The sequence below is a fragment of the Amycolatopsis silviterrae genome, assembly GCF_042684085.1.
Lineage (GTDB): Bacteria > Actinomycetota > Actinomycetes > Mycobacteriales > Pseudonocardiaceae > Amycolatopsis > Amycolatopsis silviterrae.
Map to the genome: position 1 here is coordinate 121,183 of NZ_JBHUKS010000014.1, position 14,655 is coordinate 135,837.

The 14,655-nt window shown below is 68.5% G+C and carries 14 protein-coding genes; 8 read left to right on the forward strand and 6 right to left on the reverse strand.

Annotated features, from left to right (window positions below; all coding sequences use genetic code 11):
- Positions 1-48 precede the first annotated feature (48 nt).
- The 4 genes from ACFSVL_RS19630 (at position 49) to ACFSVL_RS19645 (ending at position 4,764) form a co-directional block, all read left to right on the forward strand.
- Positions 49-1,692 carry a discoidin domain-containing protein gene (locus ACFSVL_RS19630; RefSeq protein ID WP_378306131.1) on the forward strand — a complete coding sequence of 548 codons (1,644 nt, stop codon included), beginning with the start codon at positions 49-51 and terminating at the stop codon, positions 1,690-1,692.
- A gap of 9 nt (positions 1,693-1,701) precedes the next feature.
- On the forward strand, positions 1,702-2,937 hold the full coding sequence (locus tag ACFSVL_RS19635) for an MFS transporter (protein ID WP_378306133.1): 1,236 nt from the start codon (positions 1,702-1,704) through the stop codon (positions 2,935-2,937).
- On the forward strand, positions 2,934-3,878 hold the full coding sequence (locus ACFSVL_RS19640) for a hypothetical protein (RefSeq protein ID WP_378306135.1): 945 nt from the start codon (positions 2,934-2,936) through the stop codon (positions 3,876-3,878). The genes ACFSVL_RS19635 and ACFSVL_RS19640 overlap by 4 nt, the downstream gene beginning before the upstream one ends.
- Positions 3,879-3,945: 67 nt before the next feature.
- Complete coding sequence (locus ACFSVL_RS19645; protein WP_378306136.1) at positions 3,946-4,764, forward strand: alpha/beta fold hydrolase; 819 nt, start codon at positions 3,946-3,948, stop codon at positions 4,762-4,764.
- Between the two features lie 32 nt (positions 4,765-4,796).
- Here the strand turns inward: ACFSVL_RS19645 and ACFSVL_RS19650 are convergent, their stop codons facing one another.
- The 4 genes from ACFSVL_RS19650 to ACFSVL_RS19665 are packed head-to-tail and all read right to left on the reverse strand — an operon-like array spanning position 4,797 to position 8,473.
- Entirely contained in the window at positions 4,797-5,567 is a 771-nt protein-coding gene (locus tag ACFSVL_RS19650) for an ATP-binding cassette domain-containing protein (protein ID WP_378306138.1), read from the reverse strand.
- The gene (locus tag ACFSVL_RS19655) at positions 5,564-6,592 is read right to left on the reverse strand and encodes an ABC transporter permease (RefSeq protein WP_378306140.1); all 1,029 of its coding nucleotides are present in this window, start codon (positions 6,590-6,592) and stop codon (positions 5,564-5,566) included. The genes ACFSVL_RS19650 and ACFSVL_RS19655 overlap by 4 nt, the downstream gene beginning before the upstream one ends.
- The gene (locus tag ACFSVL_RS19660; RefSeq protein ID WP_378306142.1) at positions 6,589-7,581 is read right to left on the reverse strand and encodes a sugar ABC transporter substrate-binding protein; all 993 of its coding nucleotides are present in this window, start codon (positions 7,579-7,581) and stop codon (positions 6,589-6,591) included. Before ACFSVL_RS19660 ends, ACFSVL_RS19655 begins: the two co-directional genes overlap by 4 nt.
- Positions 7,582-7,600: 19 nt before the next feature.
- Positions 7,601-8,473 carry a sugar phosphate isomerase/epimerase family protein gene (locus ACFSVL_RS19665; RefSeq protein WP_378306144.1) on the reverse strand — a complete coding sequence of 291 codons (873 nt, stop codon included), beginning with the start codon at positions 8,471-8,473 and terminating at the stop codon, positions 7,601-7,603.
- A 98-nt stretch (positions 8,474-8,571) separates the two neighbouring features.
- Between ACFSVL_RS19665 and ACFSVL_RS19670 the strand changes: the two genes are divergently transcribed.
- Positions 8,572-9,582 (forward strand): LacI family DNA-binding transcriptional regulator, encoded by a 1,011-nt coding sequence (locus ACFSVL_RS19670; RefSeq protein ID WP_378306146.1) that lies wholly within the window; start codon positions 8,572-8,574, stop codon positions 9,580-9,582.
- Positions 9,579-10,580, forward strand: coding sequence for a Gfo/Idh/MocA family protein (locus tag ACFSVL_RS19675; RefSeq protein ID WP_378306147.1), 1,002 nt, complete (start codon positions 9,579-9,581; stop codon positions 10,578-10,580). Before ACFSVL_RS19670 ends, ACFSVL_RS19675 begins: the two co-directional genes overlap by 4 nt.
- Before the next feature lies 1 nt (position 10,581).
- Here ACFSVL_RS19675 and ACFSVL_RS19680 read toward each other — a convergent pair whose 3' ends face one another.
- On the reverse strand, positions 10,582-11,178 hold the full coding sequence (locus tag ACFSVL_RS19680; protein ID WP_378306149.1) for a TetR/AcrR family transcriptional regulator: 597 nt from the start codon (positions 11,176-11,178) through the stop codon (positions 10,582-10,584).
- 61 nt (positions 11,179-11,239) lie between these two features.
- Here ACFSVL_RS19680 and ACFSVL_RS19685 point away from each other — a divergent pair, with 61 nt between their 5' ends.
- Together ACFSVL_RS19685 and ACFSVL_RS19690 are read left to right on the forward strand one after the other, a co-directional pair.
- The gene (locus ACFSVL_RS19685; protein ID WP_378306499.1) at positions 11,240-11,899 is read left to right on the forward strand and encodes an SDR family NAD(P)-dependent oxidoreductase; all 660 of its coding nucleotides are present in this window, start codon (positions 11,240-11,242) and stop codon (positions 11,897-11,899) included.
- A 53-nt stretch (positions 11,900-11,952) separates the two neighbouring features.
- Positions 11,953-12,456 (forward strand): GNAT family N-acetyltransferase, encoded by a 504-nt coding sequence (locus ACFSVL_RS19690; RefSeq protein ID WP_378306151.1) that lies wholly within the window; start codon positions 11,953-11,955, stop codon positions 12,454-12,456.
- A gap of 211 nt (positions 12,457-12,667) precedes the next feature.
- Here ACFSVL_RS19690 and asnB read toward each other — a convergent pair whose 3' ends face one another.
- On the reverse strand, positions 12,668-14,509 hold the full coding sequence (gene asnB / locus ACFSVL_RS19695) for an asparagine synthase (glutamine-hydrolyzing) (protein ID WP_378306153.1): 1,842 nt from the start codon (positions 14,507-14,509) through the stop codon (positions 12,668-12,670).
- Between the last annotated feature and the right edge of the window lie 146 nt (positions 14,510-14,655).

The window sequence follows — 14,655 nt, forward strand, 5'->3', positions numbered from 1 at the left end:
AACCGTAACGCCGCCGCCCTGTTCCCGTCCGGCCCGAAGGAGTGCGACGTGTCCTCGTCCCGTGTCCGAAGTCTCGCCCGGTTCGCGTTACCGGCCGCCGCGGTGGTGTTGCTGCCCGCCGCGGTGTCGCCCGCGCGCGACGCCAGTGCCGCGGCCGCCGATGTGCTGCTGTCCCAAGGGAAACCCGTCAGCACGTCGACGCTCGAAACGTCCACGTTGGGCGGCGAGAACGCCGTCGACGGGAATCTCAAGACGCGCTGGGCCAGTGCGGTCAGCTCCGACGCACAGTGGCTGCGCGTCGACCTCGGGCAGGCCGTCACGGTCCACCGGGTGAAGCTGAACTGGGAAGCGGCGTACGCCAAGAAGTATCGCATCGAGATCTCCGACGACGGCGAGAACTTCAAGTCGATCGCGACGATCACCAACGGCGACGGCAAGACCGACGACCTCACCGGGTTGTCCGGGCACGGCCGGTTCCTCCGCTTCGTCGGCACCGAGCGCGCCACGAAGTACGGCTACTCGCTCTGGGAACTCCAGGCGTACGGCACCCCGGACTCGTCCGGCGACACTCAGGCGCCGACCGCGCCGTCGAACCTCGCGGCGGGCGAAGTCGGCTCGAACAGTGCCGCGCTGACCTGGGCCGCCGCGACCGACAACGTCGGCGTCAGCGGGTACGAGGTCCTCCGGGACGGCAAGTCCGTCGCCACCAGCACGACCACGTCCTACACCGACAACGGCCTTTCGCCGGACACCGATTACACCTACACCGTCCGCGCCAAGGACGCCGCCGGGAACACCTCGCCGGTGAGCGGGCCGGTCAAGGTGCACACGAAGCCGGGGAACGCGGGCACCAGCTTTGTCCTCGCCGCGGCCGGCGACATCGCCGAACAGTGCACCGCCAGCAGTTCCAGCTGCGTGCACCCGAAGACCGCGAAGCTGGTTCAGGGGATGAACCCCGCCGCAGTGATCACCATGGGCGACAACCAGTACGACGCCGAGGACACCGGGCTGACGCTGCAGAACTTCAAGGACTACTACGACAAGACCTGGGGCAAGTTCAAGAGCATCACGCACCCGATCCCCGGCAACCACGAGACCTACGACGACAACAAGCCGTTCGAGGCCTACGAGCAGTACTTCGGCAAGATCGCCACGCCGAACGGGAAACGGTACTACAGCTGGGAAATGGGCAACTGGCACTTCATCGCCCTCGACTCCAACGGCTTCGTCGACGACAAGGACGGCGGCCAGCTGGAAGACACCGACCAGATGAACTGGATCAAGCAGGATCTGGCGAAGAACACCAAGGGCTGCGTCGCGGCGTACTACCACCACCCGCGGTGGAGCTCCGGCGACCACGGCGACCAGCGCGGTTCCAAGCAGCTGTGGGACCTGTTCGCGCAGAACAAGGTCGACCTGGTCCTCAACGGCCACGACCACCACTACGAGCGGTTCGTCCCGCAGAACGCGAGCGGCAAGGCGGACCCGGCGGGCCCGGTCGAGATCATCGGCGGCATGGGCGGGGCGAACCCGTACCCGGTCCACTCCGCGCACCCGACCACGGCGAAGCTGCTCAAGGACACCTTCGGCGTGCTGAAGCTGACGATGACCGACACGACGTTCTCCGAGCAGCTGATCGGTCTCGACGGCAAGGTCCAGGACAGCAGCCCGACCTACACCTGCCACAACTAGGGGCCGGGCATGTACATCGCGGCAAGCCGTAGTTCGGACGTCGCGGCGGGCACCGAGCGCAAGACCGGCCTGCGCCGGGTGTCGGCGAACGTCGTCGCACTCGGCGCGGTCAGCCTGGTCACCGACATCTCCTCGGAGATGGTGACCGCGGTGCTCCCGCTCTACCTGGTGCTCGGCCTCGGGCTGAACCCGCTGCAGTTCGGCCTGCTCGACGGGCTCTACGCGGGAGCCACCGCCGTGGTCCGCGTGCTCGGCGGGCATCTGGCCGACCGGTGGCGCCGGCTCAAGGCGGTCGCCGGGTTCGGCTACGGCTTGTCCGCGGTGTGCAAGCTCGGCCTGGTCGCGGCCGGTTCGTCGGTCGCGGCGATCGGCGTGGTGCTCGCCGCCGACCGCACCGGCAAGGGGCTGCGCACCGCCCCGCGCGACGCGTTGATCTCGCTGTCCAGCGAGCCCGACACGCTCGGCCGGTCGTTCGGCGTGCACCGCGCGATGGACACCGTCGGCGCGTTCCTCGGCCCGCTCGTCGCGATGGCCGTGCTCGCGCTGAGCCTCGGCAGCTACACGTCGGTGTTCTTCACCAGCTTCTGCATCGCGGCGATCGCGGTCATGCTGCTGGCGTTGTTCGTCCGCGACCACAAACAGGAAATCGCCGACCGGGCCGCGGTGTCCGTGCGGGCCGCGTTCGGGCTGTTGCGCGAGCGGGGTTTCCGCCGGGTCGCGGTGTGGGCGGCGCTGCTCGGGTTCGTGACGCTCGGCGATTCCTTCGTGTACCTGGTGCTGCAACGGCGCTGGGACGTCGCGGCGACGTTCTTCCCGCTGCTGCCGCTCGGGACGGCCGGGGTGTATCTGGTGCTGGCCGTTCCGCTGGGCAAGCTGGCGGACAAGATCGGGCGCTGGCCGGTGTTTCTCGGCGGGCACGTCGCGCTCGTCGCCGCGTTGGTCGCGTTGTGCGGGCCGGTGTCGGGATTCTGGCTCGCGGCGCTCGCGTTGGGGCTGCACGGTGTGTTCTACGCGGCTACCGACGGGGTGCTCATGGCGGCCGCCGGGCCGTTGGTGCCCGCTGATCTCCGGGCGACCGGACTCGCGGTGGTCCAAACTGGACAGGCCGCCGCCCGCATGCTTTCGTCTGTCCTCTTCGGACTCGCCTGGACCTTGTGGGACCTGCAGCCCGCGGTCCTCGTGGCGGCCGGAGCGCTCGCTGTCGTGGCGCTGGGCGCCGCTTTCGCAAGGCCGGTGCGTAAATGAAAAAGGCCCTTCTCGCTGTTGTCGGCACCGTGGTGCTCGCGGCTGCCGCGGTTGTCTACACCGTTGCCGCGCGGCCCAGTCCGGCTGAGCCCGCGAAGGTGGAGCATCTTTCGCTCGCGCCCGGGCAGTTGTTCTTTCGTAGCACTAAAACAGGCAACGTCGGCGTCGTTCCGCTGGCGAATCCCGGTGCCGCGCCGAAGTTCAGTGATTTGAAGTGCGACCGGTTCGCGGTGTCCGGCACGACGGGGATGTGTCTCGCGGTGCGTCCGGGAACGTTGCCGGCGGTCAGCGATTTCAGCGTCCTCGACCGGAATCTCGGCACTGTGCACAAGGACTACCTGCCGGGGACGCCGAGCCGGGCTCGTGTTTCGCCGGACGGGAAGCGGGTGTACTGGACGCTGTTCGTCACTGGCGATTCCTATGCTGCGACCGGGTTCTCGACTCGCTCCGGCGTTTACCAGCTGGACAACGGCGAGCTGGAGAAGACGATCGAGGAGCTGCCGGTCCTGGTCGACGGGAAGCGGTACTTCTCCGCCGACGTCAACTACTGGGGCATCACCTTCGCCAAGGACGGCAAGCGGTTCTATTCGACGCTCGGCACCAAGGGCAAGACCTACCTGATCGAAGGCGATTACGACACGTACCGCGGGAAAGCCTTGCGGGAGAACGTGGAATGCCCGTCGCTGTCGCCGGACGAAACGCGGATCGCGTTCAAGAAGAAGGTCGGAGAGGGTGTCTGGCGGCTGTCCGTGCTCGACCTCAAGACGATGCGGGAGACTGCGCTCGCCGAGACTCGCAGCGTGGACGACCAGGCGTTGTGGCAGGACGACCACACCATCCTGTACGGGCTGGAGAACGCCGTGTGGGCGGTGCCCGCGGACGGGTCCGGGGCACCGCGCAAGCTCGTCGCCGACGCCGTGTCGCCGGCCGTCACCCGCTGATTCGACATCTCTTTACGTCGTATAGTACTCTCAGCTCCGGCGATACTTTACGACGTAAAGAGATGAGATGGCTGAAGCTACTCTGCACGACGGCACGCGGATCGAAGCACAGGTGCAGGGGGACGGGCCGGTGCTGCTGCTCCCGGTCGACCCCCGGCCCGCCGAGGGACCGGAAGCCGAGGCGGCCCGGCAGTGGGGAGCCGACCCGGAGCTGGGCCGTTCGCTGATCGCGGGATTCGCCGGGTTCCGGGTGGTGGCCTTCGACTACCAGGGGCACCGGATGGCGCACCCGGCCGACCTGGCGCCGGAGGTGGTCGCGGCCGACCTCCTGGCGGTGGCGGACGCGGCCGGGGCGGAGCGGTTTTCGTACTACGGCTACTCGTGGCTGGCGCTGTCCGGGCTGCAGCTGGCGTTGCGCACGGATCGGCTGGACGCCCTGGTGATGGGCGGGTATCCGCCGCTGGACGGGCCGTATGCGGCGATGCTGGCGGTGACCCGGGCGACGCACGAGATGGCGCTAGCTGGGCCGACGACCGCGTCTAAGGCCGAACCGGGGGACTGGGACTCGGTCGACGTGACGTTGTCCACGGGGCAGACGAAGCAGTTCGTGACGTTGTACGAGGCGTTGCGAGACTTCGACGACCGGGCGGTCGAGCTGTCGTGTCCTCGACTGTGTTTCGCGGGGTCGGAGGATCGGATCGAGTACGGCGAGAGGTGGGGCGGGGTGACCGTCGACATCGCTGGGCCGTTGCTGCGCGAGCGGGCCGAACTGGAGGCGCGCGGGTGGAGTGTGGAGGTGCTGGACGGGCTGGATCACATGAGCGCGATGCAGGCCGCGGCTGTGCTGCCGGTGGTGCGGCCTTGGCTGGAGAAGGTGACCTCGTGAGTGGCAATCGCGGTTCTAACCGTGATTGCCACTCACGACCGCAACTCGTGCTCCAGCGCCTCTAGCTCTGCCCCACCCGCCATCTGCCGGGTCAGCTCGGTCAACTCGATCTCCGCCTTCTCATAAGACCCGAGTGCCGCGCCGCGTTTGAGCAGCAGGAAGCGGTCGGCCACCGGATACGCGTGGTGCGGGTTGTGCGTGATCAGGACGACGCCCAGGCCCCGGTCGCGGGCCTGGGCCACGTACTTCAGCACCACCCCGGCCTGCTTCACGCCCAGCGCGGCGGTCGGCTCGTCGAGGATCAGCACCTTCGCGCCAAAGTGGACCGCACGCGCGATCGCCACGCACTGCCGTTCGCCGCCGGACAGGGTGCCGACCGGTTGTTCGACATCCCGCAGGTCGATGCCCATCTCGGCGAGCGCCTTCTTCGTCAGCTCGCGGCCTTTGCGCCGGTCCAGCGCACGGAACGGGCCGAAGCCGACGGTCGGTTCGGAGCCGAGGAAGAAGTTGCGCCACACGCTCATCAGCGGCACGACCGCGAGATCCTGGTACACCGTGGCGATTCCGCGGTCCAGCGCTTCGCGAGGCGACGCGAACCGCACCGGTGCCCCCTCGACCAGAAACTCGCCTTCGTCGTGCTGATGCACGCCGGCGAGGATCTTGATCAAAGTGGACTTTCCCGCGCCGTTGTCGCCCAGCACGCAGGTGACTTCGCCCGCGTTGACCACTGTGGACACTTCGCGCAGCGCGACCACGGTGCCGTACCGCTTGCCGACGTTCTTCACTTCGAGGAGAGCGTTCATCGCCGGACCCTTTCCGCGCGCCGCCGCAGTGCGTTGTTGACCAGGACCGCCGCCAGCAGCATGATCCCGAGGAACAGCATGAACCAGTCGTTGTCCCAGCCGGCGAACACGATGCCCTGGCGCGCCATGCCGAAGATCAGCGCGCCGATCGCCGCGCCGACGGCCGAGCCGAATCCGCCGGTCAGCAGGCAGCCGCCGATCACCGCGGCGATGATGTACTGGAATTCCAGCCCGATGCCCTGGTTCGCCTGCACGCTCGCGAACCGCAGGATGTTGATCGAGCCGACCAGCCATCCGGCCAGCGCGGTGCCCATGAACAGCAGGATCTTGGTGCGCACCACCGGAACGCCGACCGAGCGGGCGCTCGGGGCGGACCCGCCGACCGCGAAGATCCAGTTGCCGAAACGCGTCCGCACGAGCAGCCACGCGGCCACCGCGATCGCGCCGAGCCACCAGACGATGGAGATCTGGAACGGGGTGCCGCCGATGTCCACAGTGGAGGCGAAGACGAACCCGGCGGACGCGTAACCGTCGGTCGAGCGCATGCCCGAAACCTGCACGGTGCCGGTGACCAGCCGGGTGACGCCGAGGTTCAAGCCTTGCAGGGCAAGGAAAGTGCCGAGGGTGACGATGAAGCTCGGCAGCCCGGTTTTCATCACGAGCCAGCCGTTGAACGCGCCGACCGCCAGCGCGAACGCCAGCGAGACGAGCAGCGCGAGCCACACGTTCCAGCCCGCTTGCGTGGCGAGGATCGCGGTGACCAGCGACGTCGACGCGGTCATCACGCCCGCCGACAGGTCGAACTCGCCGCCGACCATCAGCAGCGACACGGCCACCGCCATGATGCCCAGCGTCGCCGCGTCGTCCAGCCAGGTCGCGGCTCCGCCGGCGCTGAAGAACTCGTCGGTCACGAAGGTGAAGAACAGGAACACCACGACCGCGCCGAGCAGCGCGCCGATCTCCGGGCGCACCACCAGCCGGTCGGTCAGCCGCGGCTTCGCCAGCCGTTCGTCGAGGGTCGTCATCGGGTGCCCCTTTGCACGTACTGGCCGACCTTGTCCACTGTGGATTTGTCGACCAGATCGGGTCCGGTGAGCACCGGTTTGCCGCCGCCGACGACGTTCGCGTTGTCCCGGTACAGCTTCAGGAACTGCACCGGGAGATAGCCCTGTTCGTACTGCTGCTGGTCGACCGCGAACAGCACGTCGCCCGCCTTGATCGCGGCGACGACGTCGGAGTTGAGGTCGAACGTGGCGACCTGCGCCTTCGACCCCACCGACTTGACCGCGCTCACCGCACGGGCGGCGACCTGCGAGTTCAGCGTGAGGACCGCGTCGATCGACGAGTCGGTCTGGACCGCGCCGCGGATGCGCGACTCGGCGTCGGTCGGGTTGGAGATGTCCACCTGCAGCGTCTGGACGGCACCGGCGAACCCGGTCTTCGCGCCGTCGCAGCGCTGCGCCTGCCCGACGTTCCCCGCCTCGTGGATCACGCACAGCAGCTTGTGCTTGCCGAGGTCCTTGAACTTCTTCCCGGCTTCCTCGCCGGCGATCGACTCGTTCTGCCCGACGTGCGTGAGCGCGCCGTACGCCGCGCTCTTGTCCTCGCCGGAATTGATGGTGATCACCGGGATTCCGGCCCGCACTGCGGCCTCAATGGACGGACGCAGTGCTTCCGGGTTCGCCATCGACACCACGAGCCCGCCGGTCCGCTGTGCGACCGCGTTGTCGATCAGCTTCGCCTGTGCGCCCGGATCGCCATCCGAGGTGTATTCCACTTGCACGCCAAGGTCTTTGCCCGCCTTTTCGGCACCGTTCTTCACCACGTTCCAGAACGCGTCGCCCGCGGTGCCGTGCGTGATCACCGAAACCTTCAGCGGCCCGGACGGCGCCGGAGCGGCGGCGGGCGCGGTCGTCTTCGGTTCGGCGGCCGGCCCGGTGCACGCGGCCAGCAGCCAGCCCGCGGCCAGCAGGCTCGCCACTGCGCGGCCGGCGCGCTTCCAGCGATGGGACATCGTTGTCTCTCCTCGCTTGTCAGCCGGTGATGTTCCGTAGGTACGAAAGACTGGCCGCAACGTCCTGGCCGGGGCGGTCGACTGGGCTGTCGTCGCTCAGCGCGGTGTCCTGTTCCAGCACGTACCAGCCGTCGTAGCCCGCTTCGGCGACGGAGCGGACCATGGCTTCGAGGTCCACGTCGCCCTTGCCGAGCGGTACGTAGAGACCCTTGCCGACCGCTTCGGCGTACGGCAGCTTGCCCGCCCGGACGGCTTCGGCCAGCTCGCCGCGGACGTCCTTGAGATGCAAGTGGCCGATCCGCCGCGGGTGCCGTTGCGCGAGCGCGACCGGGTCGGCGCCGCCGATCAGCAGGTGGCCGGTGTCCAGGCAGAGCTGGAGATCGGAGTCGGCGAGGAAGCGTTCGACCTCGGCCTCGGTTTCGACGTGGGTGCCGACGTGGGGGTGCAGCACGGTTTGCAGCCCGTGTTTCGCGGCCACGTCACGGATCTTGCCCGCGGTGCGGACCAAAGTGGACCATTCGGCGGCGGTGAGTGCGGGCCGTTCGTCGTAACCGTCAAGGCCGGTCGCTGCGGCGAGCACGAGCATTCCGCCGCCGCAGGCAGCGAAGAGTGCGGCTGATTCTTCTGCTTCGGCGATCGCAGCGGCCGGATTTTCGTGCAGCGGCACGGCGAGGAAGCCGCCGACGAGTTCGAGCCGGTGGCTTTCCAGAAGCGCTTTCAGCTCGGCCGGTTCGCGCGGGAGATAGCCCGGCGGGCCCAATTCCGTTGCGGTGACGCCTAGTTCGGCCATCTCGCCGAGTACCGACGGGGCGTCGAGCACCCGGCCCCAACCGGGCACCTCGCAGACTCCCCACGAGATCGGGGCGGCGGCGACGCGGATCTTCGCGGTCATGGATCCCTCTCCGGTCGGGGGACACGCCTTGATTAGAGCGCTCTAAGCTTGTAGCGTCCGGACCGTCGCGTCAAGCGCTTCTCCGGGGAGGTTTTCAGATGGGGAAGCCCACGATGGAGGACGTCGCCGCGCGCGCCGGCGTCTCTCGTGCGCTGGTGTCGCTCGTGATGCGCAACGCGCCGAACGTGTCGGCGCGGCGGCGCGCGGCCGTGGTGAAAGCGGCTGAGGAGCTGGGTTATTCGCCGCACGTCATGGCCCGGTCTCTCGCGAGCCGGACCTCCACGGTGCTCGGCGTGATGGTGAACGACCTGCGCAACGCGTTCTTCGCCGATGTGGTGGAAGGGCTGGACGCCGCTGCTCAGGCGGCCGGTTTCGACCTGATTCTCAACACCGGCGGCCGAATGCCTTCGCGGGAAGGCGCGGCGCTGCGCAGTCTGCTGTCGTTCCGTCCGGCTGGCGTGGTGCTGTTGTCGCCGGTGGTTCCGGCCGCTGCGATCGAGGCCGCGGCGCGGCAGTGTCCGGTAGTGCTGGTGTCGCGTACTTCTCGACTGTCCTCAGTGGACACCGTGAACGACGACGGCGAGGCTGGCGCGGCGTTGGCGGTCGAGCACCTGGTACAGCTGGGGCATCGCCGGATCGCGCACCTCGACGGCGGCGGAGCGGCGGGTGCCGCGGCACGGCGGCGAGGCTTCCGGCAGGCGATGCGGTCGCACGGGCTGGAGCCGATCGTGGTGCGCAGCGAACACACCGACACCGCGGGCGAGAAAGCCGTGCAGGAGCTGCTGTCCTCGTATTCGCCGAGGCCGACGGCGCTGCTGGCGGGCAACGACTTCAACGCCGTCGGCGCGATCTCGGCGCTTGAGGAACACGGTTTGCGGGTGCCGGAGGACGTTTCGGTGGTCGGCTACGACAACACGTCGCTGGCTTCTCTCCGGCACATCTCACTGACCACAGTGGACCAGCCGCGCGCCGAAATGGCCCGGCTGGCCTTCGACGCGTTATTGGAACGGGTACGGGGTGAACGCACCGAACCGGTGCGGCATCTGCTTCATCCGTCCCTGGTCGTGCGGGAGACCACGGGGCCGAACTCAGGGGAGGCACAGCGATGAGGTTGGGACTGGCAGGGGCCGGACGGATCGGGGCCGCGCACGCGGAAACGCTCGCGGGCTTTGACGAGGTCACGTCGGTGGTCGTCGCGGACGTGGATCCGGCACGGGCGCAGGCAGTGGCGGCGAACCTGGGCGTGGAGGCGGCCGAGGGCATCGACGCGTTGTTCCAGGCGGGCCTCGACGGTTTGGTGATCGCAGCGGCCACCGACGCGCATCCCGAGCTGATCATCCAGGCGGTCGACGCACGGGTGCCGGTGTTCTGCGAAAAGCCGGTCGCCGCGGACATCCCCGGCACGCTCGCGGTGATCGACCGGATCGCGGACTCGGACGTACCGGTGCAGATCGGTTTCCAGCGCCGGTTCGACGCGGGCTACCAAGCCGCGCGGGCCGCGGTGGAGAGCGGGAAATTGGGCTGGCTGCACAGTGTCCGGGCGACCACTTTGGACCCGGCACCGCCGCCTGCGGCCTATATCGCGCATTCCGGCGGCTTGTTCCGGGACTGCGGGGTGCACGACTTCGACATCCTCCGCTGGGTGACCGGCCGGGAGGTCGAGGAAGTATTCGCGGTGGGACGCAACAAGGGCGAGCAGTTCTTCGCGGATGCCGGAGACGTCGACACCGCGGCGGTGGCGATGACTCTCGACGACGGCACCCTCGCGACGGTTTCGCTGACGCGCTACAACGGCGCGGGCTATGATGTCCGCTTCGAGGCGCTTGGTTCGCTGGGGAATGCGGTGGTGGGCTTGGACGATCAGGCCCCGTTGCGGTCAGTGGAGCCCGGCTTCACGCCATTGCCGGGACCTGCGTATCCCGGGTTCATGGAACGGTTCCGTCCGGCCTATGCCGCTGAGCTGCGGACGTTCCTGGATGTGGCCGCCGGGCGGACCCCCTCGCCAGCCGGGGCGGCGGACGCGCTGGAGGCGTTCTACATCGCCGAGGCGTGCGAGGTTTCGCGGCGGGAGAACCGTCCGGTGCGGGTCGCCGAGGTGCGGCGGTAAGTCAGGCGCGCGGGCGAAGAATGTTCTCCGCCAACGTATCCACCAAATCCCGCGGCACCGCCACCCCGGTCAGTGCACAGTAGACGATCGGCCCGAGCAAAGCGTCCATTGTGGCCTCCGGGCCCAGCACCGGAGATACCTCGCCCGCCTCGGTCGCCCTGGTCAGCATCTCGATTTCGGCGATCCGGCGCGGTTCCAGGTAACGCTCGTGGAAGCTCGCCGCGGTGCCCGGGTCGTGCTGGGCTTCGGCCAGGAGCGTCAGCAGGCATTTGCCGGCCGGGTCCGCGGCGAGGAAGTCCGCGAAGTCGCGCAGATACGCGCGAATGCCGCTGGCTGTCGGCAGTTCCGTGGGGACGGGCAGGCGTTTCGCGGTGTCCTCGATGAGCGTGTCCAGCAGGATTTCGACCTTGGACGGCCACCAGCGGTAGATCGTCTGCTTCGCGACCCCGGCGCGGCGGGCGATCGCTTCGACGGTCAGCGCGCCGAAGCCGTGCTCGACCAGCAGGTCGTCGGCGGCGTGGAGCACGGCGACGCGAGCGGCCTCGTCGCGCCGGTTGCCGGAGCGTGCCCTGCGGGGCTGGGAATTCACGGCGGGCATGCCGGACACCTTACCGTGCTACTGTCTAGACGTGACGTCTCGTCTAGGCAAGGGAGCGGCCATGGCGCAACGCCGGGCATTGGTGGTCGGAGCTTCGCGGGGGCTGGGGTTGGTGCTGGTCACCGAGCTGGACCGGCGCGGGTGGGAGGTCATCGCGACCACCCGGAACGGGACGGTGCACAGGGAAGGGATGCGGACAGAGCAGCTGGAGATGACTGACGACGCGCAGATCGCGGCGCTGCGCGGCAGAGTGGACGGTCCGCTCGATCTGCTTTTCGTGAACGCGGCGATCAATCAGGGGAACCTGCCGATCGGCGAAGTGCCGGCGGCGATGTTCGCCGAGGTGATGATCACCAACGCGTTGAGCCCGTTGAAAGTCCTCGAAGGACTGCACGATCTGGTCAAGCCGGGCGGGACGGTCGCGGTGATGTCGTCCGAGCAGGGCAGCATCTCGATGAACACCGAACCCGGATACGAGCTGTACAAGGCGAGCAAGGCTGCGCTCAACCAGCTCATGCGCAGCTACGCCACCCGGCAGGAGAGTGACGGGCGGACGAAACTGCTCATCGACCCCGGTCACAACCGGACGCGGCTCGGCGGGCCGGACGCGCCGTTGCTGCCCGAGGAAAGCATCCCCGCGGTCGTCGACGTGCTCGAAGCGCGGGCGGGCGAGCCGGGGCTGCAGTTCCTCGACCGCTTCGGCAAGCCCGTTCCGTGGTAACGACTGGGCCGAACGGGTAGCGCTCGGCGGCTTCGCATGCCAAGCTGCGGGGCGTGCCTGGATCCGGAGAATCCGAGATCGTGCTGATCCCGCTCGACGAGCCGGGGCTTGAGCGGCTTTTGGCGGCCGCGGTGGCCGACGCTGAACCGGCCGAGGTCATGCCGCCGGTGGAAGGCCCGGCCGGCTGGACAGAAGCCCGCCGCGAAGCGTTTCTCGCGTTTCACCGCCGACGATCCCTCAACCCGGACACGGCCATCGAGACGACGTGGGTCGTGGAGGTCGACGGCGAGGTCCGCGGAGCGGCCCGGCTGCGGCCGGTCTCGGGACGGTCCGCGCTGGAGGTCGAGGCCGGGGTGTGGCTCGGCCGTTCGGCGCGCGGCCGCGGGATCGGCCGGAAGGTGACCGCGGTGCTGCTGGACGCGGCCCGCGACGGCGGCGCGGCGAAGTTCGTCGCGACGACCACAGTGGACAATGCGGCGGCCCGGCGGCTGCTGAGCGGAACGGGCGCGGAACTGGACGTGCACGGCGCGGAGATCGACGCGCACCTGGAACTCTGACCGCTCGCGGACCTTCGCCTCGCCTACCGGAGCCGCTGGCCGGGCGGAAAACCCCGCGCGCCGCCGGGTTCGCGCGGCCCGGCTCCGGCGGAAGTCCGTGAGGGGAACCCTGAGGGACTCAGAGTCCCCCAGGGTTCCCCTCACGGACATCGAGACCGCACCCGCTACCGAGAAAACCTCAATGCGGCATTGGGACGGTGCGGGCGGAAGGTCAGTCGAGTTCCAGTTCCGGCGAGTACATGTCGAACCAGTGGTGCAGGTCCAGAGCACGGTCCATGCCGGCCCGCTGGGTCGGGCTGATCGCCGCCGGGTCGGTCTCCGCCGACTGCTGCAGCCACTCCCGGCCGACCATCTGGAACATCGGGTTGTCCTTCTGCGCCAAGGCTTCCTTGAGCTGCTGCTGCAGCGCGATCGCGTAGCCCGGGTCCTGAGTGGACGGATACGGGCTCTTCACCCGGTCCCGCACCGACGCGGGCAGCACGTGCTTGGTCGCGTGCCGCAGCAGGCTCTTCTCCCGGCCGTCGTAGGTCTTCAGCGACCACGGCGTGTTGTAGACGTACTCGACGAGCCGGTGGTCGCAGAACGGCACGCGCACCTCCAGGCCCACCGCCATCGACATGCGGTCCTTGCGGTCGAGCAGCTGCCGCACGAAGCGGGTCAGGTGCAGGTTGCAGATGACCCGCATCCGGGAGTCCCGCTCGGATTCGCCGTCCAGCAAGTCCACTTCGGACACCGCGGTGCGGTACTGGTCGGCGACGTACGAATCCACGTCGAGCTTCTTCGCCAGGCCCGGTTCGAGCAGCGAGGCCCGGTTCTCCATCAGGCTGTTGCGGAACGCCAGCCACGGGAAGGTGTCCGCGCTGACCGCCGCCTCGTCGTGGAACCAGCGGTACCCGCCGAACACCTCGTCGGCCGATTCGCCGGACAGCGCGACCGTCGATTCGCCGCGGATCGCCTTGAACAGCAAGTACAGCGACGTGTCCATGTCGCCGAGCCCGGACGGGATGTCGCGGGCGCGCAGCACCTTCCGGCGGATCTCGGGGTCGCTCAAGTCCGCCGGGTTCAGCATCACGTCCTGGTGCGCGGAACCGACGAGCTTGGCGACGTCGCGGATGTAGGGCGAGTCGGGGGTGTCGCGCATTTCGTCGGGCTGGAAGTTCTCCTCCTGCCCGAAGAAGTCGACCGAGAACGTCCGCAGCTGCTCGCCCTCCTCGGCCAGCCGGGCGGCGGCCAGGCCGGTGACGGCGCTGGAGTCGAGCCCGCCGGACAGCAGCACACAGCGCGGCACATCGGCGATCAGCTGCCGGTTGACGATGTCGGTCATCAGCTCGCGCACGCGCTCGACCGTCGTCTCCTGGTCGTCGGTGTGCTGCTTCGCGTCGAGCTTCCAGTACGTGCGGGTGTTGATGCCCTCACGGGTCACGGTGACGACGGTGGCCGGGTCGACCTCGTACATGCCCTTCCACAGCGACCAGCCCGGACGCTTCGTGAAGCCCATCAGCTCGCGCAGGCCGTCGCTGTCGACCACCTTGCGCGCCAACGGGTTCGCCAGGATCGCCTTCGGCTCGGAACCGAACAGGACGCCGTCGCGGGTGGGGTAGTAGTAGAACGGCTTGATGCCCATCCGGTCGCGGATCATCACGAGCTTCTGGTCGCGCTCGTCCCAGATCGCGAACGCGTACATGCCGTTGAGGTGGTCCACGACCTCGGTGCCCCACTGCAGGTACCCGTGCAGCACGACCTCGGTGTCGCTGTCGGTCTCCCAGCGGTGGCCCAGCTTCGTGAGTTCTTCACGGAGTTCGGAGAAGTTGTAGGCCTCCCCGCTGTAGACCATCGCGACCTCGCCGTTCGGCGTCTTGACGCTCATCGGCTGCCGTCCGCCCGGCAGGTCGATGATGGCGAGCCGGCGATGGCCGAGCGCGACCGAGCGGCGGACCCACGTGCCCCGGTCGTCGGGTCCGCGGCAGGCCATGGTTTCGGTCATCGCGTCCGCGATCTCCTGCTGCTGCGTGAGATCGGTGTCGTAGGAAACCCAGCCCGCGATTCCGCACATGCGAGACCTCCCGGAAGTTAGTTAGTTAGCTGATACAACTATTGGTTACTCAGGTGTAACACGAACCCCCGATCCTTGTCTGCCCGAATTGCACTCTCTGTCCTTGATCCGCTACGCGTTGTGCCGCAAGTCACCCACCAACTACG

Bases quoted from the DNA above. Each gene is read 5' to 3' on its own strand.
- ACFSVL_RS19655 (WP_378306140.1), bottom strand. From the start codon at position 6,592: ATGACGACCCTCGACGAACGGCTGGCGAAGCCGCGGCTGACCGACCGG.
- ACFSVL_RS19675 (WP_378306147.1), top strand. From the start codon at position 9,579: ATGAGGTTGGGACTGGCAGGGGCCGGACGGATCGGGGCCGCGCACGCG.
- ACFSVL_RS19680 (WP_378306149.1), bottom strand. From the start codon at position 11,178: ATGCCCGCCGTGAATTCCCAGCCCCGCAGGGCACGCTCCGGCAACCGG.
- ACFSVL_RS19645 (WP_378306136.1), top strand. From the start codon at position 3,946: ATGGCTGAAGCTACTCTGCACGACGGCACGCGGATCGAAGCACAGGTG.
- ACFSVL_RS19650 (WP_378306138.1), bottom strand. From the start codon at position 5,567: ATGAACGCTCTCCTCGAAGTGAAGAACGTCGGCAAGCGGTACGGCACC.
- ACFSVL_RS19685 (WP_378306499.1), top strand. From the start codon at position 11,240: ATGGCGCAACGCCGGGCATTGGTGGTCGGAGCTTCGCGGGGGCTGGGG.
- ACFSVL_RS19660 (WP_378306142.1), bottom strand. From the start codon at position 7,581: ATGTCCCATCGCTGGAAGCGCGCCGGCCGCGCAGTGGCGAGCCTGCTG.
- ACFSVL_RS19635 (WP_378306133.1), top strand. From the start codon at position 1,702: ATGTACATCGCGGCAAGCCGTAGTTCGGACGTCGCGGCGGGCACCGAG.
- ACFSVL_RS19665 (WP_378306144.1), bottom strand. From the start codon at position 8,473: ATGACCGCGAAGATCCGCGTCGCCGCCGCCCCGATCTCGTGGGGAGTC.
- asnB (WP_378306153.1), bottom strand. From the start codon at position 14,509: ATGTGCGGAATCGCGGGCTGGGTTTCCTACGACACCGATCTCACGCAG.
- ACFSVL_RS19640 (WP_378306135.1), top strand. From the start codon at position 2,934: ATGAAAAAGGCCCTTCTCGCTGTTGTCGGCACCGTGGTGCTCGCGGCT.
- ACFSVL_RS19670 (WP_378306146.1), top strand. From the start codon at position 8,572: ATGGGGAAGCCCACGATGGAGGACGTCGCCGCGCGCGCCGGCGTCTCT.